Origin of the sequence: Corynebacterium sp. HMSC074C11, from assembly GCF_001809455.1 — a bacterium.
Lineage (GTDB): Bacteria > Actinomycetota > Actinomycetes > Mycobacteriales > Mycobacteriaceae > Corynebacterium > Corynebacterium amycolatum.
Genome location: NZ_KV797721.1, coordinates 137961 through 157015 on the forward strand (window position 1 = coordinate 137961; position 19055 = coordinate 157015).

The window sequence follows — 19055 nt, forward strand, 5'->3', positions numbered from 1 at the left end:
CAGGCTACGCTTTGTGCGGAAAACTGGCGCGAGATGAATAAAAACCCCGTGGAAAAAATTTTGCCATGATGGGATTTATGAGATTCCTGCGTCGCGCATTTACTTCGATTGCGCCCTCGATTGCGTCTACGGGCAACACACCTGTAGCTCAGCCAATCGAAACCACCAGGACAGTGCGAGCTGCACGAGCAGCGCGAACGGGAATTGCAGGAGTCGCTGGCACAGCTGGCATGGCCAAAGCGCTGGGCGCAGTCGGCACCGGCAGTCTGATGGCTACCAAAGTCTTTCGCGAACGCCTCCTAGGTACCGGCCCTGGCACTATCCGCAGCGCACTGCGGGCGGGCATCCCCTCCAACCCCGGTCTAATTGGTGCAGAAATTGCGTCATGGGCTGCCTTTAGCCCCTCGCTGATGCCGCGTACTCGGACCGCCACCGTTACTGTGACCTTCCTGGCACAGTTGGCGGGCCATGTCACCGGGGTGGCTATCGGCTATGGCTACAACACGACGATGCGGCGTCTGGCCAGCACTCTGCTCAACCGCTTTGCGCCGGCACCTCGACACGAGCGCGCACTGGCCGTGACCTGGCATGTTGCCACCACAGCCACCACCGCGGCGCTGTGGCTGCGCTCTATTTCCCAGCAGCGCGAAATTGGCCGACTGGTGGGCAAGGATGAGCAGGAATCCGCACGCAGCCAGTTCGCTTCCACAATGATTGCCAGTGGTCTCTACCTGACCACTCGGGGGCTCTCCGCGCTGGCCAATCGCGGCTATGACTTACTGCGGGACAACCTCCGCCCCTGGCTGCCGCGCGGTCTCGCCCCGGTTCTCAGCGGTGCCATCGTCGGTGGTGCCGTGGCCGCCAGCATTGACCGACTGCTTATCCGTCGGACTTTGGAGTCCATCGCCAAGAAGTCCCGATACCTGAATACCCTGGTAGTTCCAGGCCGCATGCAGCCCTGGGAGCCGGAACGTTCCGGAAGTCCATGGTCTTTGGAGCCGTGGTACGCACTCGGCGCCGAGGGGCGCGTCTTCGTCGCCGAAGGCCCCCGTGCCCGAGATTTGGCGGTGGCCACTGGCAAGCCGCTCTCCGAACTGCAGGAACCCATCCGCATTTATGCGGGCAAGGTGCCAGGTCGTTCTCTGCGGGAACAGGCGGAGCTCATCATCCGCGAGATGCACCGCACCGGCGCGTTCCGGCGCGATCATTTGGTTGTCTTCACCACCACCGGCACCGGTTGGGTGCCACCGTGGTCGGCGCAGGCTGCAGAGTTCTTGACCCTTGGCAACTGCGCCACTGTCGCTCTGCAGTACTCTGACCTCCCCTCCCCAGTGGCATGGCTAACGGACCACGAAACCCCAATCGCGGCTGGCCACACCCTTATCCATCGGGTGTTGCAGGAAGTCGACAAGATGCCGGAGAACGACCGGCCAAAGGTCTACGTCGCCGGTGAATCCCTCGGCGGGTTTGGCGGTCTCGGCGCATTCGAGAATTCCGCTGACATGCTCGCACGCGTCGACGGTGCTGTCTGGACGGGCGCACCACAGTTCTCCGCAATGTGGAAAGAGCTGACGCACCGTCGGACAAAGGGGTCTCCGGAAATCGCTCCGGTCATCGACGAGGGGCGAAACATCCGCTTCGCTACGCGCCCCGACGAGCTGTACCACTCCTTCTATGGCACCAAGTTCGGGCCGTGGGAATTCCCGCGCGTCGCATTCCTGCAGCATGCCTCTGACCCCATCGTCTGGTGGGATTACCCACTGGCCTGGCGCCGCCCCGACTGGCTTGCAGAGCGCGTCGGCCGCGATGTTCTCCCCTCCATGCGCTGGCACCCGTTCGTCACCTTCTGGCAGGTGCTTATCGACGGCCTCGCCTCCGTCACCGTCCCCGGTGGTCACGGCCACCGGTACGAGGAAGAAATGCTGCCAACGTGGGCTTCCATCCTCGACATTCCGCTTGACGACGACCTGGGTGGCGCAGCCGGAATGCGCTTCAAGCGCGTGAGTAAGTGGATTCGCCGCACTCAGCCGCCGCGTTCATAAACTTGTGACAGATATCCCTGAACAGCATTTTTATGAATTTCGCATTAATTGTATTGCTTAAATGGTTGCGCATCCGCTCATCTTGAGTACCATCAACGGCACAACCTAAAAACGTGTTGAGGAGGAATTTTCCTAATGACTAAGTACGAACTTCCTGAGCTGGATTACGCTTACGACGCTCTGGAGCCGCACATCTCCGGCGAGATTATGGAGCTGCACCACAGCAAGCACCACGCTAATTACGTCAACGGCGCCAACGCTGCTCTGGAGAAGCTCGCTGCTGCTCGCGAGTCCGGCGACTTCGCAGCTGTTACCGGCCTGTCCAAGGACCTGGCCTTTAACCTGGGTGGCCACACCAACCACTCCCTGTTCTGGAAGCTGCTGTCCCCGAACGGTGGCGGCCAGCCGACCGGTGAGCTGGCTGAGGCTATCGAGCGCGACTTCGGCTCTTTCGAGAAGTTCCAGGCTCACTTCAACGCTGCTGCTCTGGGCCTGCAGGGCTCCGGCTGGGCTGTTCTGGGTTACGACACCATTGCAGAGCGCCTGGTTATTGAGCAGATGACTGATCAGCAGGGCAACCTGTCCATCAACCTGAAGCCGGTTCTGCTGCTGGATATGTGGGAGCACGCTTTCTACCTGCAGTACAAGAACGTCAAGGCTGACTACGTCAAGGCTGTCTGGAACGTCTTCAACTGGGATTACGCTGCAGAGCTGTTCGCAGCTGCCAAGTAATTTCAGCTAACAGCGCGCGGTTTTTTACGCGTCCCTACCGCGCGCTAAAGATGGCTTACCGGCTCGCTGACGGGACTTACCCTCAGCGGGTCGGTTTTTGTGTCTTGTTTGAGACCACTTTTGGTATTTCCCGGGCGGCACACGTGACCGTCGTTTAGCGTTAGTGCCCATGAACACCAGCAACAATGTCAACGTCGCCTATGAATACCTCGCCGTAGCTGATTCAGAGGCGGCGAAAATCGCTGTCGTCAGTTTGGACCGCGGAGACAAACTCAACGGTCTAACACTTGAGATGCTGACCGAGCTGTCCGCCGTCGCTCGGAAACTGGCAGCTGACCGTGATCTGCGTGGCGTAATCCTACGTGGCGAGGGCAAATCGTTTTGCGCTGGACTCGATTTCGCCTCGGCATTTAAGAAGCCCTCGCGCATTCTGCGCTCATTCGTCCCCGATATCCACGGCACGAACCTGTTCCAGCGCGCCTGCTGGGACTGGCGACGCCTGCCGGTGCCGGTCATTGCGGCAGTGCATGGGCACTGCTACGGCGGTGGTCTACAGATTGCACTAGGTGCTGATTTCCGCATTACTACGAGCGATGCCAAGTGGTCAATCCTCGAAGCGAAGTGGGGACTGATTCCGGATATGTCCGGTATGCGAACCATCCTCGATGAGGTCAGCGCCGATACTGCACGTTGGCTGACCATGTCTGGCGAAGAACTCAACGGCAAGGAAGCAACTGAGATTGGTCTGGCGACGTGGGCCGTGGACACGGAGGACGCTGCACTTGAGCTGTCCAAGGAGAAGTTGGCACAGCTGGCGACACGCTCGCCGGATCAGCTGGCGGCGACGAAGCGGCTTTTCCGCGATGTGCACCGCTCTCCTCGCGCAACATTCCGTGCCGAGCGCACACAGCAGCTGCTGCTGTTAGCCCGCAAGAACACGGCCATTATTCGCGATGCTGCGATGAAGAAGGTCTCACCTAAGTTCGCCCGGCGCGGCACGTGGGCGCGTGGTTAGCGCGTTAAGGAACCGGCAGGTCATCCCCATGCGGCAGGTCCGCGGCCGCGCGCTGTGAATCCAGCCAGTCGCGGACGTGGGCTACCGATCGGCAATCATCGCCGTTGTAGCGCAGCAGCATGGCGCGAGCCTCGGCTTGCGTGAGCTTTTCAAAGGACTGTTCCGCGACAAAGTCGAGGTCAGTGGCCGTCGCAATGCGATACAGATCCAGCGATGCCTCGCCGTCAACATCGGCGTCGCGCCAGTGGAAGCCCGACCACGGGGCCACGACTTTAAGCCCCATACCGACGGTGGAGAGAATCTGGCGACGGGCGACCTTCAGCATGTCCACCCAGTCCTCCGCGGCAATGAACTTGTCCACTTCTTCGCGGGTCGGCACCCGCACAATCTTTGTCGGGCCAGCTGCCTCGGAACTGGAACCAGCCGCATCGCCTGTAGCCAGCTCCGCCGAATCTGCGGGCACCACAAATTCCTGGCCGCCGAACCGGGTGGCGCTCTGACACAGCCAATAGTTCTCACCCTCTGCCGCCCAGCAATAGGCGCGGAAGGTCTTGCCTTGTTCATGCGCCGCATTTCGACGCCGCATCAGGTAATCCCAGAAAATCGCAAAGTTCCTGGCCTCCGCCGTGCCACCGAGCCCTTCTGGCCCCGGTGGCTCCCAGGTGATAAACCCGCGGTAGTCCTCCCCAGGCACCCACGTTCCCCACAGGTAGGCGCCATCGTTGGGGTACGCCTCCATATCGATATCCATCTCAACATCGCCACGCGGGGCCGATGTCTTAGCGGCTACCCGGAGCGCATCGACGTCGGCAAGCCGCGCCCTCGCCATCCACACCTGCTCCTTGCTGACGTGCGGAGTGTTGGTACTCGCCTGCGCCAGTGCCGTGACCGTGTCGATGCCCACACTGCGCAACCGCATGGACTTATCCCCAGGTAGGAGGAGGGAAATATCGTCACTTGCGGTCAGCTCAGCCAAGCAAAGGTCGTGGTGACGGCAGGTTCGGCACTCCCGGATGCGCCGTGGCGCCAGCGGCCAGGTGCCTGGCGTAAACCGTGACGGTCGCCCCTGAGTGGCAGCGACGGCATCACGCGCGTCCCGCAACGCCATCCGGTACGAGGCCACGCGCGAACCTTCATCGGCAATGACAATATGCCGTGTATCCAGGTTCATCCCGGTGGCACTAATCGCCCCCACCAGACCACAGGATACGCCCAGGCGGTGCAGTATCGCCGCTGCCTGCCCAAGCTTCACAGCATCGGGTCCGTAATGCCGTAGCTTCCACTCGTCCGTGACAACCATCGCCTGACGCAGGGTCCGCCCCATCACGCCAACACGTCCGAGCCGGTCAACGCCCAGCAGTCGCACCTGCATCGCCGCCGCACGCGCCGCATTGCTTGACGACGGCTTACGCCGCCGGCCCGGTTTGCGCGCAGAGAGCAAGTGCCGTGTGACAACCAGGACCGGCATGTACGTCGGTGAGGTCGTCTGTGGTGAATCATCGACCTTGACCAGCAGATCGGGGTGGCAAATCTCGTCGATTCCCGAGTACACCCCACCGGGAATCGGACGCTCATGCATGAGCACGCCACCGGCGATGACGCTTTCTCCGCGGGCGATGGCCTCAAGGGTATCCAGGTGAGCGTCCGGCCCCGGGGCCACTGTGTACAGGCCGGGGATGGACGCGATGGACGTCGGCAAGCGGTGCTCATGGCGAGAAGCAGGTTCGACTAGCCGCCCCTCGCGGAGGTCGAGGCTCAGCCGGTAGCGGCAGCCGATGAGGTCGCTCGCGTGGAGAAGCGGGCGCGAAACGGATGAATCAGTCACAATGAGAATTAGCGTATCGCCACTCGGTAGGAAGTTTCACGTTAAGCTTGGATAGCAAGAATCGTGATGCAGCCACTGCATCTGGCAAGCGCACTCCGGCGCGGTGGGGTTTACGGGTTTTCCGCCCCGCTTTTCCGGAGGGACTATCTGCGAGCAACTAGGCGAAGGAAAAAATGAGCTTCTTGGGTGACATCCGTGAGCGTCGGCGCGAAACCGCCAAGCAGGTGAAGGCTGCCAAGGCGAAGGCTAAGGAAGAGGCTCGCCACGCAGCTCGACTTAATCGCAAGGCACATAAGGCTGAGGTCAAGGCCGCTAAGCGCGACCAGAAGCACCAGCACAAGCTGGAGCTGAAGGAGGCCGCTGGCCGCGTTCGTTCTGAGGAAAAGCTCGGTAAGAAGGAACTCAAGCTGGAAAACCGTGCTCTGAAGCGCGCGGAAAAGATCCGCAAGGCAAGTGCCAAGGACGAGAAGAAGGCGCTGGCCGCCAAGCAGCGTCACCAGACCAAGATGGCCGAGAAGATCCTGCAACAGCAGCGCAGCCAGGGCTTCAACAAGGACAAGGCAAAGTCGTGGATCGGTGGCGCACGCCTGCTGGTACCGGTGCTGGTTCCGCTGGCCTACCGCGCCATCACTGCCATTCAGCGCCGTGAACACTCTTCGGCCGCGCAGAAGTTCGGTGTTTCCGCTAATGATGCCGCTCGTTACCAGGGGCACGGTGCGCCGCTGCTGGCCCGCATTGAGGCCACTCGTGGTTCACTGACAGAGCTGCGTAAGTCGGGCGTCAAGGGTACCGATGGTTTTATCAAGGACGCCAACTCGCGTCTGGATGTCATGACTGATGCCATTAACACTGCCGAGAAGATGACCCCGGAGCAGCGTCGTCGCGCACACCACTCCATTACCGCAGAGCTGGATTCTCTGGATCGCCAGATCATTTCGGAGCTGGGCGCGTAAACCTGGCCGCTTCGGGTTAAGGCCACTCGCCGAGATCCGTCGAACTAAGCGCGACTGTTGTTGAGCAGCAATAGTCGCGCTTTCGCTCTTATTACCCCCGTATCGGGCTATTTTCTCCCTCCGATGGCGCTACGGACTGAGAACTACTGTAATGAGGGCTATGCCATCTTCAGATAAATCTCAGACTGCAGCCTCGGATCTGAACGGCGCGGTCTCGAATAGCGACGCAACAGCCCAAAAGCCATTCACCCCTTCTCGTCGTGCCGTACTGCGTGCCGGCGCTACCGGTGCTGCTGCTGGCGCCATCGGCCTGGCGACCGCTACTAGTGCGGGGGCCAATCCTGAGTCACAGTCTCCAGCTAATGCTGGCGGTTCTGGCGGTTTTCAGGTCTTCCAACACGGTGTGGCCTCTGGCGATCCACTGCCGGACTCCGTTCTTATCTGGACTCGTGTGACCTCGCACCCAGGCGACACCGCAGGTGCAAACCAGGGCCGCCCTGTTGCACTGAAGTGGGAAGTCGCTTCTGATGAGGGCTTCGGCAACATCGTTGCCTCTGGTGCCCTGAACACCGACCCGGATGCTGACAACACCGTCAAGATCGATGTCAAGGGTCTCTCCGCTGATTCCTACTACTTCTACCGCTTTACCGTCACCGCTGGTAATCACGCGGGCCAGGTTTCCCCGATTGGCCAGACTCGCACTGCGCCGCCGGTGAACTCCTCGCCAGATCACCTGGGCATCGCGCTGACCTCCTGCGCTAACTGGGAAAGTGGCTTCTTCTCCGCTTACCGCGATATGGCGGAAAATGACCGCATCGACATCATTATGTGTGTCGGTGACTACATCTACGAGTACGAGGCCGGTGGCTACTCCGGCAAGGGCCCGGTTCGTGACCACAAGCCGGCTCACGAGATTATTTCTCTCGCTGACTACCGCCTGCGCTACGCCACCTACCGCACCGATGCGGACCTGCAGGAAGCTCACCGCGCAAAGCCGTGGATTGTGACCTGGGATGACCACGAGGTCGCCAACGATGATTGGCACAGTGGCGCTGAGAACCACGACCCGGAGACCGAAGGCGACTACGTTGCCCGCCGCGACGCCGCTATCCAGGCTTACCTGGAGTGGCTGCCAGTTCGCGCTGTCCCCTTCTCCCAGGGCGGCAAGCTCTACCGCAGCTTCCGTTTCGGCGATCTCGCCGACCTGACCATGCTGGACCTGCGCACCTACCGTGACCAGCAGCTGAAGTTCATCCGCGCTGGCGAGACCGATGATGAGAGTCGCTCCATGCTCGGCTCTGAGCAGTTCAATTACCTGCTCGGCCAGTGGCGTTCCTCGAGCGCAAAGTGGCGTATCGTGGGCAACTCCGTCATGTTCACTCCAGTGCTGGTTCCGCCGCTGGATCCGGAGGCCACTCGCGCTGTCACTGAGCTGCTGAGCTTGCCTCAGGACGGCCTGCCGTACAACTTGGATCAGTGGGATGGCTACGCTGCTGAGCGTCGTAAGCTGATTGACATCATGGGTAAGGAGGGCTACGACAACGTTGTCTTCCTCACCGGCGATATTCACTCCTCCTGGAACTGCAACGTACCGAAGGTCCCGGGCCAGTACCCGAGTGCCGGTATTGCCGCCATTGAGATTGTCTGTACTTCCGTCAGCGCCCCGAACATCGATGACATTGTGAAGCTGCCTCAGGACAACCCGATTTCCTTGGCTGCTACCGCTGGACTCAAGGCTGCGAACCCGTACGTCAACTACCTCGAGTTCGACCGCCACGGCTACACCGCTGTCTACTTCGGCCGCGAGGACGTTACCTCTGAGTACCGCCTCGTCGAGCTCAAGGAGGAACCGAACCAGCCACTTTTCGTCGCCGCTACCTACCGAGGCAAGCCTGGTGAGGGCATGACCCAGGCTTAAGCGCTTTCTCATCCTTTCGCTTTCCGACGACCACTGAGAGCGCACCCCGCATTGCGCCCTCAGTAGCGTAGTTGCTGTTCACGACGGCCCTGCACAACATGCAGGGCCGTCTTTTTATTACCCCAAGTTCTTGTGCACAATTAATCGAATTATTAACAAACCATGTATTCGATATAAGTTGCACAATCTAGCTCAATTATCGTCAATAGACATTAAATTTCTTTGCACTTATACTGTGAGGGAAAGAAAACAGGGCTTGATATTAATTTGAAATTTCACCGTATTGAAGTTTCACCGTAAGCCTTCTTCATTATTACAAGTTCAGCACCAAGCTTAGGCAGGGATTCTATGGCACGCCGCGAACTAATTCAGTACATCGACGACCTTGATGGGACTCCGCTTGATTCCGCAGATCACCAAGTCGTTCGTTTCTCTTTCCGCGGTAAGAACTACATTCTCGACCTCTCTCAGGAAAATGCTGAGAAGTTCGAGCAGGTATTAGAACCGTATATTGCGAACGCTTCTATTGATCACAGCACGGTTGTAGCTCCGCGTAAGCGCTCTTCCGCTAATCCCAATGCCGCTGAGGCCCGTGATCGCAATCGCAAGATTCGCCAGTGGGCACGAGAGAATGGCATGGATGTTGCAGACCGCGGTGCGCTGCCAAAGCACATTATTGAAAAGTACGAGAGCGCTAACTAGTTCTCACCCAGGTTCGTTTGCCTTCCACTGGATGTCATCCAGCTTCACTATCTTAAAGACAGGGTCCCGCCACAGCGGGGCCCTGTTTTAAAGTTGGGGCAGGTGATTCGAGTCGCTAGGATAGCGGCTGGAATTGGCACACCGGCCTAATCCGGTTGTCTTACTTTTCTTATCCTTGACATGGAGGAGTCGGCCCGTGGTTATTTTGGAACCATTTGTTTGGCTGGTCTCGTTTGTCCTTAAGGCGTGGCACCTTTTACTGGCCTCAGTGTTTCACCTGCCATCTTCTCTGTCCTGGACGCTTTCTCTCTTCCTGCTGGTGTTTACGGTGCGTGGCGCTCTGGCGTTTCTCGCGTTCCAGCAATTTATCTCGGCGCGCAAGACGGCCAACCTACGGCCGCAGCTTTTTATACTCAAGGAGCGCTACCGCAGGAGCATCGAGCCGAACTCGCCACAATACGTAAACTTTGCCAGCAAGGAAATGCGCAAAGCCGAAGGTATTAAGACCTCCGTAATGCTGGCGCCCCTCTTCGTCCAGATTCCCGTGATTATGGGCCTTGTTCGCATGCTGAGGCACATGCTGCGGGCGTCTGAGGGGCCTGGGCTGCCTGCGTCTCATAATGTCGGATTCATCTCTAAGGATGAGATTTCCGACTTTCTGAGTGCGACATTCTTGGGGCAGCCTCTACCCGCGTATCTGCGCATGGACCGGGAGCAACTACAAATCCTTGGGGGCGATCATGATTCGCTGTTAGCTTTCTGCATTATCGGCATCGTGGCAGCGGCCATTTTCACCGGTTTTAACTTGGTCATTTCCTACCGCCGGTTGCAGCGCACTCTCGACTATTCCAATAGCGTCAGTGTATTCCTCAGCAAATTCATGCGCGTAATGCTTATCTACGCACCGCTGATGATCCTCTTCGCGGGGTTCTTTGGCCCAACACCTGTGGCTCTAATTGTCTACTGGGTCACCAATAACTTCTGGACACTGACCCAAAATATTATTCTTACCCGCTATGTAGAAAAGACCTACCCGCTCACGGACGATTTCCGAACTCTTCAAAACCACCAAAAGGGTGAATACGAATCGGAGCGGGAGGAAAAGAAGAAGTTAAAGCAGGCCAAGCGTCGCTTTTATATCAAATCCGCATTCGCTCCGTGGAAAATAAAGCAGTATAAGAGCGAATATGCCGCTATTGAGAAGGAATCGCGGGACCGTCGTAAAGCAAAGCAGGACGAAGAATATGCCCAGGCTTTGAAAATTGCGAAGGTTCGCTACATGGTGACCCAGATGAGGCCTGGCGCTCAGGACAATTTGCCGTCCCTGACGCAGGATATGAAGATTTCCTCGGGTATAGTTCCGCCGCTTCCCGGCCTGGCCAAAGTGCGGGCAGACATGAAACGACAAGCCGAGAAAGCACAAAAGGCGCAGAAGCGGCCGAAACCAATTCTGATTGCAAAGAACCTGGGAATGCTGCTCGGCCAGAATACGAAGAATATGGTTAAGAAAGCCACCGGCTCAAAGGAGTCGGACTGGAAACGCTTCCGGGATTAGCCCGTGAGCAAAAGGCGAGAACTAGGGCGCGTTAAAAAAGGGAATTAGGTATTTACGTGACCAAGTCACGGGCCAGGTCGCGCGCCATCTGCAGCGGGTTCAGGTCTTTGGACATCTTGGCACCCGCGAGGCCGCCGTCGAGGTAGAGCAACAGCATATTTGCGTGAGCAGACGGCATACTAGATTCATTTTCAGTCAGCAGCGTGTGTAGCTGTTGCCAAACCCAGGAGCGGTGATCGGCTGCGGCCTGGCGGATGTCCTGCTCCGACTCCGTTTCCGGCCGTGGATATTCACTAGCCGCATTCTGGAAGTGTGAACCACGGAAGTCGATTGCCGGCTGCTCCGCAATACACTGATCGAAGAAAGCGAGAATCTTCTCCGCCGGGGTATCCAACGAGGCCACTCGCTGCTCCCAAGCCTCCCGCCATTTGGCATCGAGGTCTTGCAGATACGCGATGACCAGCTTGTCCTTGGATCCAAACAACGAGTACAGGCTGGCTTTGGCGACATCAGCTTCCCGCAGGATGCGGTCAATGCCGACAACGCGGATGCCTTCCGTTGTAAACAGAGCTGTCGCTGATGTCAGGAGGCGCTCCCGCGGACTGGGGCGGTTACGACGGCGAGAGGAAGCGCGGCCGCCTTTTGCGCCCTTGCCCGTTGTCGCTTCTGCCACGGCAGTACCTCTCGTCCTTCCAAAGTCACACCCCGTTATAACAGCTGCTTACTCGCAAATATCGGCATTCGCGTCATTGCTTTCGCAACACTGAGCAGGGCGTTTATAGTTTGTGATATTCCATTGTAGGCGCATCTGCGACTGTGATTTTGTAAAAGAACAAACTAGTCAGTCTTTCAGCCTCTAGTCCTACTTTAGCGTGCGATGATTACTGCCCCCAACAGATGTCGCGACAACCGCAGAACGCCTACTTCACGACAACCACACAAGAAAAAGGGCATCTCAATGTTAATGAGATGCCCCGCGCTCTAGCTCACTATCCAGTAGATAGCAGCGTTACGACGCTTTGTGCTGAGCTGTGCTGTTTTTCTTGGTTTACTTACGCTTCTGAACCAGGCCGACAATCCACAGCAAAATCACGGCGCCGAGCAGACACGTAAGGAAGCTGAAGATCATTCCACCACCGGCGACATCAACGCCGAACAGGGTGAGCAGCCAACCGCCGAGGAAGCCACCGACAATACCGACGACGATATTCAGGACGACACCCATCGAAGCATCGGTGCCCATAATCTTGGAACCAATCCAACCGGCAAGGCCACCGATGATAATCCAGCCGAAGAAGCCCAGAGAGGGGCTAAAGGAGGCAGCAAGAAGAATCTCGTTCATGATAGATATTCCTTTCCGAAATCGTTCTGACTCAACTATAAGGCTTTCCAAAATATCTTGCACCTACTGCAAGCACTATCAGGCCATTTCGGCCACTGGGAAACTAGCGAGATAACAGTCGGATAACCACAGGAAAACCCTTATAGAATCTGTACTTTCTGCATGAAAACGGGGTTTATGCAGACGAGAGGCCCCATTTATATAAACCGAAGCCGATCTCCGAGACATGTCGGAAACCGGCTAGGTTCTACTTATAAATATTCGGTAACGGTTTCTGTTCTCGGCGCTAAACGCACCTCCACGACCGGCACCGGCGTCTTTTCTCAGCCTCCTCGAAGGGCGCTTTAGGCGTCAGTCTCCGGGCGGACGACCATCATCGGGCAAGCAGCCGCCTGCAGGAGTGCACGCGAGGTGGAGCCGAGCAGCATGCCCTTGAAGCCTCCGCGGCCGTGGCTGCCGACGACCAGCAGCTGCGAGCCTTCCGAGGCATCAGCCAGAGCACGAACCGGGCGGTCGCGGGTAACGACCTTCTTGATGGCCACGTCCGGGTACTTCTTAGCGTACTTCTCCAGGCGGTGGCCGAGCAGAGCCTTCTGCTCCTCTTCCACAACCTGCCACTGGCTCTGAGCTGCAGAAAGACCGGCCAGGGAAGCCTGTACCTGCATGTCCATCCAGGTGTGAACTGCAATCAGCTCTGCACCACGGGCATCGGCCTCACGGAATGCGTACTCCGTTGCCTTTTCGGAAATATCGGAGCCATCGACGCCGACAACGACCGGGCCGTACTTGGTCTCATCGGTGACCAGGTTGTCCTCGCGGACAACAACAACCGGGCACGATGCGTGGGAAACAACAGCGGCGGAAACCGAACCCATGACCATGCCAGAGAGCCCACCCAGACCGCGAGAGCCCATAACCACCATGGTTGCCTGCTCAGACAGGTCGAGCAGCATGTCAATCGGGCTGCCCTCTTCAATCTGGTGGCTGACATCTACCGACGGTGCGAAGTCGAGGGCAATCTTCTTGGCCTCGTTAATCTTCTCCAGGGTTTCGGCCTCAAGATCGTCGTAAAGCTCCTGCGGCGGAACCATGCCCTCTGCGTAGAGGAACTGTGGCATGGAGTAGCTGCTGACCAGACGGAGTGGCTCACCGCGCTTCACTGCGGTGTTAGCGGCCCACTTGACGGCGGTCTTGGACGCCTCTGAGCCGTCGACCGCGCACACAATGATGTTCTGCCTTGGCATTGATTGCCTCCTTATTATGCGATCCATAAAAATTGGCTCTCCGCGGCCAGACCGCAACGCAGCTACACCTATCGCACCTGCTTGGACGCCATTTTAATGGACAAGCGTTGCTATATGGTCAGCTCTTCCGAGCCAACCCTTTTATTACTTTCACCTCCACCCTACCCCCATTATGTTGCGACCGACAGGGCAGAATGTTGTCCACCTACGCCATTGGGGGCGATACCAACACCGCTCTGCCACAGCAACTCCGCTTGCCTGCCAGATGAATCCGGGGCACCTGTTAAAGTCAGCCGTATGCGTCGCATGCCACTGCCCATTCGCGATGGGCTCAACCCATCCCGCATCGCCGCTCCCGGGCGTCATGGCGATGCCCCCACCCGTGCGTGGGTTCTGCTCGCAGGCGCTATCGCAGGTCAAACCCATCGCCACCCGGACGATGATGAAGCGGCCGTAGCTAAACGCTTTGCAGATGGACTCGTCGTTCGCGCCAACTCAGTGCCGTACAGTCCAGATGACATGGTGAAGCCCGGCGCGGAAATGTGGTTTTACCGCACCCCGGCACCGGAGCGCACAATCGCGGGGCCGATGCCGATTGTCTTTCAAGATGACAACCTTGTGGTCGTCGACAAGCCGTCGTTTTTGGCAACGATGCCACGCGGCCGACACATCACGGAAACCGCTGTCGTACGCCTGCGGCGGGAGCTGGGAAATCCGGAGTTGGTTCCCGCGCATCGCCTCGACAGACTGACGTCGGGGTTGCTCATCTTTACCGCCCGGCGCGAAGTTCGTGGCGCCTACCAGGGGCTTTTCGCATCTGGGGAAGTTACTAAGCGCTATCACGCGCTGACATCGCCCACACCCATCGCTGGCGCGACCAGCGAAGCCCTGCCCGAGACCCCGCTGGAGTTGCGCACACGACAGCACAAAGTTGCTGGCCAGATGCAGGCTTATACTCTCGAGGGCGAGCCAAACGCCCACACCATCATCGAGCACATTTCGCTTGTCGACGTGCCTTCGGACGCCGACGACCTCGCTGCCGACAGTGGTCGCGTTGCGCTGTGGCAATTGAAACCCATCACCGGACGCACTCATCAGCTACGGCTGCACTTGAGTGAGCTGGGCTTTCCCATCCTGGGCGACCAGTACTACCCGGAGATTCTGCCGCTGGAGGCCGAGAATACCTCGGAGCCCCTGCACCTGGTCTGTGTAGAAATGAGTTTCGCTGACCCCGTGACTGGTGAACAACGAACGTTCCATTCCCGCCGCAGCGTTTTCAATCCGCTTTCGCTGCCGGATATTAATTCGCCGTTGATCAAATCTAATTAGAAGAGAACCCCCTCCCCCATGTCTGCCAAGCATGCACAACAATCCGCTAAATCATCCGCTGAATCTTCTTTGGAGCATTCCGCCCCACCAGCGGCGGCCTACGCTGAGAGGCTCACCAAGAAGTACGGTGTCGGCAATGCCGCTGTTACTGCACTGGACCATGTCGATATCTCTTTTGCCGCTGGTGAGTTCACCGCGATTATGGGCCCGTCCGGGTCCGGTAAGTCGACATTGATGCACTGCATGGCCGGTTTGGACTCCGCGACGTCGGGAAGCGCGTACATCGGCACGACGGATCTGTCGAAGCTGTCGGACAAGGAAATCACGGCGCTGCGGCGTGATCGCCTGGGCTTTGTGTTCCAGTCCTTCAACCTGGTGCCGACGTTGACGGCGGCAGAGAACATCACCCTGCCTATCAATATCGCTGGTCGGAAGGTGGATAAGCAGTGGTTCGAGGAAATCACCACACGCCTCGGGCTTAAAGAACGGCTTACGCACCGCCCCTCGGAACTGTCCGGTGGCCAGCAGCAGCGTGTCGCCTGTGCGCGTGCCATCGTCAGCCGGCCGGAGATCATCTTTGGCGATGAGCCGACGGGCAACTTGGACTCGAACTCATCTCGTGAGGTATTGACGATTCTCCGCGATGCGGTTGATGACATCGGCCAAACCGTCGTCATTGTGACGCATGATGCCACCGCTGCGTCCTACGCAGACCGTGTTGTGTTCCTCGCGGATGGCCGCGTGGTTGACGAGCTTCGCAATCCCACGCCCACCGATATCTTGGCGCGCATGGCAGATATTGAGAATCTTTAGGAAGGCAGGTCATCTCCCCCATGGCATCATCGTCTTCCACGCTGAGCCGCGTCGCCTGGCGCAACATCACCTCGCACAAGTTGCGCCTCGTGCTCACAATTATTTCGGTCGTGCTGGGCACGGCCTTCATCACCGGCGCATTTGTGTTCACATCATCGCTGGACAAGGCCTTTAAGGGCGCAATGAGTACCGCTTATGACGGTGTCGACGTGGTGGTGACGGCCCCTGCTGACAATCCCGGTGCGCTCACCAAAGAAACTGAACAGAAGGTAGAGAACTTCCCTGGGGTGCGCGCCCTCAACATCGGCAATCCCAACAACAGCATTACGGCCACGGGAGCCGATGGCAAGCCGATTCAGACCAATGGTTCGCCATCGTTGGGTCTTCCCTACTATCCAGCGGCCGAAGCAGTAGGCAACAAGGTCACGATTACCGAGGGACACGCACCGGAAGCACCAGGTGAGGTGGTCGTCAATTCCACCACCGCCGAACTCGGCAACCTCCACGTCGGCACTGAAATCAAGGTGGCCACCCGTCTCGAGCGGGCGACGGTGAAGGTTGTCGGCATCGCTGATACCTCCATCGACGAAACCGGCTATCTCACAGTCTTTTTCACCCAAGATCAGTGGCGAGAGCTCTACGGCGCGGACAGCCATATGGACATGTTCACCCTCGCTGCCGATTCCACCACCGACGCCGCCGCACTCACCCGTGACATCGCGGCCGCGTTCCCCGAGCTCAAGGTAGAGGCCGGCTCTAAGCTCGCCGACGAGGCTTCCGAACGTGTCTCCTCCGCCTTAAGCTTTGTTAACTACTTCCTCATCGCTTTCGGGCTCATCGGTCTGCTGGTCGGCATCTTCATCATCTCCAATACCTTCACCATGCTGGTCACTCAGCGCATGAAGGAATTCGCTCTCCTCCGCGCCCTCGGTGCTTCACGACGGCAGCTCACTGGGTCAGTCCTCTTGGAGGCATTCATTGTTGGCCTCATCGGTTCCGCACTAGGTGTAATCACGGGATTTGGGCTGAGCCAGGGGCTATTCATGCTTCTCGATGCCATGAGTATCTCCATGCCCGGCGACGGCCTGACATTCGAACCGGTGGCAGTTATCGTGCCGCTCATTGTCGGCGTGGTAATTACCATGATTGCCGCCTGGACGCCGGCCGCCCGCGCTGGCGCGGTCCCTCCTGTGGAAGCCATGCGCTCTGGAGATCAAACAACCAGCAATAGTCTCAGTGCTCGGACGTGGACCGGCGCAGTGCTGGCATCCGCTGCTATTGCAATCATTGCCTGGGCATTGCAGTGGAACGACGCGGAAACCAAGATTCGCGCCATCTTCGTTGGTGTCGGTGCGGTGATGGCCGTAGCCTCCGTCTGGCTTGTCGGCCCTGCACTGTCCATGCCTCTGATCGGAGGACTGGGGCGCGTCGTAGGTGCGCCTTTTGGAACCGTCGGCAAGCTTGCGGCAACGAACTCTCACCGCAATCCGCGCAGAACGGGAACCACATCGTTTGCACTGACGCTCGGACTTGCGCTGGTGACTGTGATCGGCATGTTCGGCGTGTCCATGAAGGAAGCGGTCAATGAGTGGTCAGAGACCAATCTGACGGCTGACTTCGTGCTCTCACCGCCTCTGACTGCGCATTCGGCCCTGCCTCTTGGTGTCGAGGACGCGGTGAAGGATATCGGTGGCGTCGAAGACACCGCAACGTTGTCGATTGGTGCCCTACTGGTGATCCCGCCTGAAGAAGCCGCCACGATGATGACTGCCGACGGCGAACAAACTGAAGTCGGACCGGAATCTAGCAATGTGTCGGTTTTCAACTCCAACGTCGGCAAATGGTACGGCACTCGCGCCATCCAAGGATCCCTTAATCTAGCCAAGCCAGATGCGGGAATTGTCATCAGCGAATCAACGGCGAAAAAGAATGGTTGGAACGTTGACACTGAACTTGCAGTAGTTTCCAAAGGCGGCATAACACGGCTCCCTGTCACCGGCATTTTTGCTGACACAAGAGATCCAGGCCAGTCGATTTTTGTCTCCTACGAAGCCGCCCATAAATATGTCAAGAGCAGCCACCTGTTGCCCTTCCAGACCTACGTCGATGTCTCCGATTCCATCGCGGCAGACAGCGGCTCCTTGGATGAAATGAAGCAAAAGCTTAGCGACGCCGTTGCGGACTACCTCGTAGTACAAGTGATGACTGCTAAGGAGTTTGCGGGCCTGGCTAATGCCTCTATCGATGTCATGCTGGGAATCGTGTACGCACTGCTGGCACTGGCGGTCATCATTTCGATTCTGGGAATTATCAATACTGTCGCGCTCTCAGTTGTCGAGCGCCGCCAGGAGATTGGCATGCTTCGAGCCGTCGGCCTGCAGCGCTCGGGGATTCGCCGGATGATTCGCCTGGAATCTGTGGAAATCTCCATTTTCGGCGCGGTTGTGGGTATTGTCCTCGGCTTGTTCCTTGGCTGGTCACTGCTGACCGTGCTGAAGGATGAGGGCCTGAATACTATTGCGGTACCGTGGCTGCAGGTTGTTCTCATGCTGCTTGGGTCTGCGCTTGTAGGCGTTATTGCTGCTCTCGGACCTGGTCAGAAGGCCGCAAAGACACCACCTCTGGCCGCTATCGCAGACGAATAGTCGCCGCTATATGAAAGCGCCCCGTGCAGATATAGTTTCTGCACGGGGTTTTATTTCGCCTTATCGCCTAGGCCGAATCAGCTATCCGACTCACGCATTTCCGCTGGAAATTTATACGGCTGCGTTGGCCTTGCGATTCACGCGTTCACGATTCTTCAGCGCCTTATTGAGAAGCATAAAGAACCACACAAAGCCAACCGTCAGGATAATGTGGCCGAGTCCTGCAATTCCCGAGTACATCGGACCCCAGGCCTCCGGGCCTGAAACAACGTGGACAATACCGTTTGCCACCATCATGCCGATCGTCCAAACAATGCCGACATTCTGAACAATGAACCAGCGATCAAAGCCCTTGACAGCTGAAATATTGAATTGACCATCCAATGCCAGCGCAACCAAGAAAAAGATCGTGCCAAGGACAAGGAAATGCGTGTGCAGCGTATTGAGCTGCGTTTTATCGCCAAAATCCATCGCACGGGTAAATTCACGATAGAAAACGCCAGAAAACAGACCAAGACCGAGGTAGACCGAAGCGGCTGTGAATAACTTACGCATACTTCGTAGCCTACTCAGAAAACACTGGCTTCTACATGGACTAAACCCAGGGGGTTAAACGAAAGTTTGATACCGCGAAACTAGAGGGCCTCAAACTAACCGCGCGAATCGAGCCACCACACGTTTCGGCACAGCCTTAAATAGAGCCATCACCAGACCATATAGACCGGGTGCGACCTCCGCTCGGCCGCTCTCCGCTGCACGTAACGTGCGCTCCACCAGATAACTGAGATTCTGCTCAGGCATAAGACGCAACTTCACCGACTTCGCCTGCTTCACGACGTCCCGGAGCGCCTTGGTCTTAACCTTTCCCGGGTAGCAAATAGTTACAGTTACACCATTAGGCTTTAATGGCTCTTCCGGTTTCGGAGTGCGTAGCGGGGTG

General features: G+C 57.9%; 16 protein-coding genes. 10 read left to right on the forward strand and 6 right to left on the reverse strand.

The features are described 5' to 3' along the window. Positions 1–65 precede the first annotated feature (65 nt). The 3 genes from HMPREF2614_RS01340 to HMPREF2614_RS01350 all read left to right on the forward strand — a co-directional run bounded on the left by HMPREF2614_RS01340 (position 66) and on the right by HMPREF2614_RS01350 (position 3789). Positions 66–2042 carry an alpha/beta-hydrolase family protein gene (locus HMPREF2614_RS01340; RefSeq protein WP_070559888.1) on the forward strand — a complete coding sequence of 659 codons (1977 nt, stop codon included), beginning with the start codon at positions 66–68 and terminating at the stop codon, positions 2040–2042. Between the two features lie 135 nt (positions 2043–2177). Then, positions 2178–2774, forward strand: coding sequence for a superoxide dismutase (locus HMPREF2614_RS01345; protein ID WP_005510435.1), 597 nt, complete (start codon positions 2178–2180; stop codon positions 2772–2774). A gap of 169 nt (positions 2775–2943) precedes the next feature. Next, positions 2944–3789 carry a crotonase/enoyl-CoA hydratase family protein gene (locus HMPREF2614_RS01350; RefSeq protein WP_049181884.1) on the forward strand — a complete coding sequence of 282 codons (846 nt, stop codon included), beginning with the start codon at positions 2944–2946 and terminating at the stop codon, positions 3787–3789. A gap of 4 nt (positions 3790–3793) precedes the next feature. On the opposite strand, the gene HMPREF2614_RS01355 is transcribed toward HMPREF2614_RS01350, so the two are convergent. Continuing rightward, on the reverse strand, positions 3794–5614 hold the full coding sequence (locus tag HMPREF2614_RS01355) for a ribonuclease H-like domain-containing protein (RefSeq protein WP_070559890.1): 1821 nt from the start codon (positions 5612–5614) through the stop codon (positions 3794–3796). 173 nt (positions 5615–5787) lie between these two features. Here HMPREF2614_RS01355 and HMPREF2614_RS01360 point away from each other — a divergent pair, with 173 nt between their 5' ends. The 4 genes from HMPREF2614_RS01360 (at position 5788) to yidC (ending at position 10742) form a co-directional block, all read left to right on the forward strand. After that, entirely contained in the window at positions 5788–6567 is a 780-nt protein-coding gene (locus tag HMPREF2614_RS01360) for a DUF6474 family protein (RefSeq protein ID WP_016421682.1), read from the forward strand. A 160-nt stretch (positions 6568–6727) separates the two neighbouring features. Continuing rightward, a complete protein-coding gene (locus tag HMPREF2614_RS01365; protein WP_038627027.1) occupies positions 6728–8485 on the forward strand; it encodes an alkaline phosphatase D family protein in 1758 nt (585 codons plus the stop codon). Positions 8486–8833: 348 nt separating this feature from the next. Beyond that, the gene (locus HMPREF2614_RS01370) at positions 8834–9187 is read left to right on the forward strand and encodes a histone-like nucleoid-structuring protein Lsr2 (RefSeq protein ID WP_016421684.1); all 354 of its coding nucleotides are present in this window, start codon (positions 8834–8836) and stop codon (positions 9185–9187) included. A gap of 196 nt (positions 9188–9383) precedes the next feature. Further along, positions 9384–10742, forward strand: coding sequence for a membrane protein insertase YidC (gene yidC, locus HMPREF2614_RS01375; RefSeq protein ID WP_038627029.1), 1359 nt, complete (start codon positions 9384–9386; stop codon positions 10740–10742). Between the two features lie 52 nt (positions 10743–10794). Here the strand turns inward: yidC and HMPREF2614_RS01380 are convergent, their stop codons facing one another. From HMPREF2614_RS01380 to HMPREF2614_RS01390, 3 genes are all read right to left on the reverse strand, one after another. Beyond that, complete coding sequence (locus HMPREF2614_RS01380; RefSeq protein ID WP_016421686.1) at positions 10795–11415, reverse strand: TetR/AcrR family transcriptional regulator; 621 nt, start codon at positions 11413–11415, stop codon at positions 10795–10797. A gap of 375 nt (positions 11416–11790) precedes the next feature. After that, positions 11791–12084, reverse strand: a complete 294-nt coding sequence (locus HMPREF2614_RS01385; protein WP_016421687.1) for a GlsB/YeaQ/YmgE family stress response membrane protein — start codon at positions 12082–12084, stop codon at positions 11791–11793. A 344-nt stretch (positions 12085–12428) separates the two neighbouring features. After that, positions 12429–13328 (reverse strand): universal stress protein, encoded by a 900-nt coding sequence (locus tag HMPREF2614_RS01390; protein ID WP_016421688.1) that lies wholly within the window; start codon positions 13326–13328, stop codon positions 12429–12431. Between the two features lie 297 nt (positions 13329–13625). On the opposite strand from HMPREF2614_RS01390, the gene HMPREF2614_RS01395 reads away from it, so the two are divergent. Genes HMPREF2614_RS01395 through HMPREF2614_RS01405 form a run of 3 tightly spaced genes read left to right on the forward strand, consistent with a single transcriptional unit; the run spans position 13626 to position 18115 of the window. Further along, a complete protein-coding gene (locus HMPREF2614_RS01395) occupies positions 13626–14657 on the forward strand; it encodes a pseudouridine synthase (protein ID WP_038627031.1) in 1032 nt (343 codons plus the stop codon). Positions 14658–14675: 18 nt separating this feature from the next. Then, positions 14676–15470, forward strand: coding sequence for an ABC transporter ATP-binding protein (locus HMPREF2614_RS01400; RefSeq protein ID WP_187402759.1), 795 nt, complete (start codon positions 14676–14678; stop codon positions 15468–15470). Positions 15471–15490: 20 nt separating this feature from the next. Next, positions 15491–18115 (forward strand): ABC transporter permease, encoded by a 2625-nt coding sequence (locus tag HMPREF2614_RS01405; protein WP_070559892.1) that lies wholly within the window; start codon positions 15491–15493, stop codon positions 18113–18115. Between the two features lie 111 nt (positions 18116–18226). On the opposite strand, the gene HMPREF2614_RS01410 is transcribed toward HMPREF2614_RS01405, so the two are convergent. Both HMPREF2614_RS01410 and HMPREF2614_RS11160 read right to left on the reverse strand, forming a co-directional pair. Next, positions 18227–18670: a DUF2871 domain-containing protein gene (locus HMPREF2614_RS01410; RefSeq protein ID WP_070559894.1), complete on the reverse strand. Its 444-nt coding sequence runs from the start codon at positions 18668–18670 to the stop codon at positions 18227–18229. A gap of 90 nt (positions 18671–18760) precedes the next feature. Next, a partial coding sequence (locus tag HMPREF2614_RS11160; protein WP_210384465.1) for an SDR family oxidoreductase occupies positions 18761–19055 on the reverse strand: 295 nt, incomplete at its 5' end.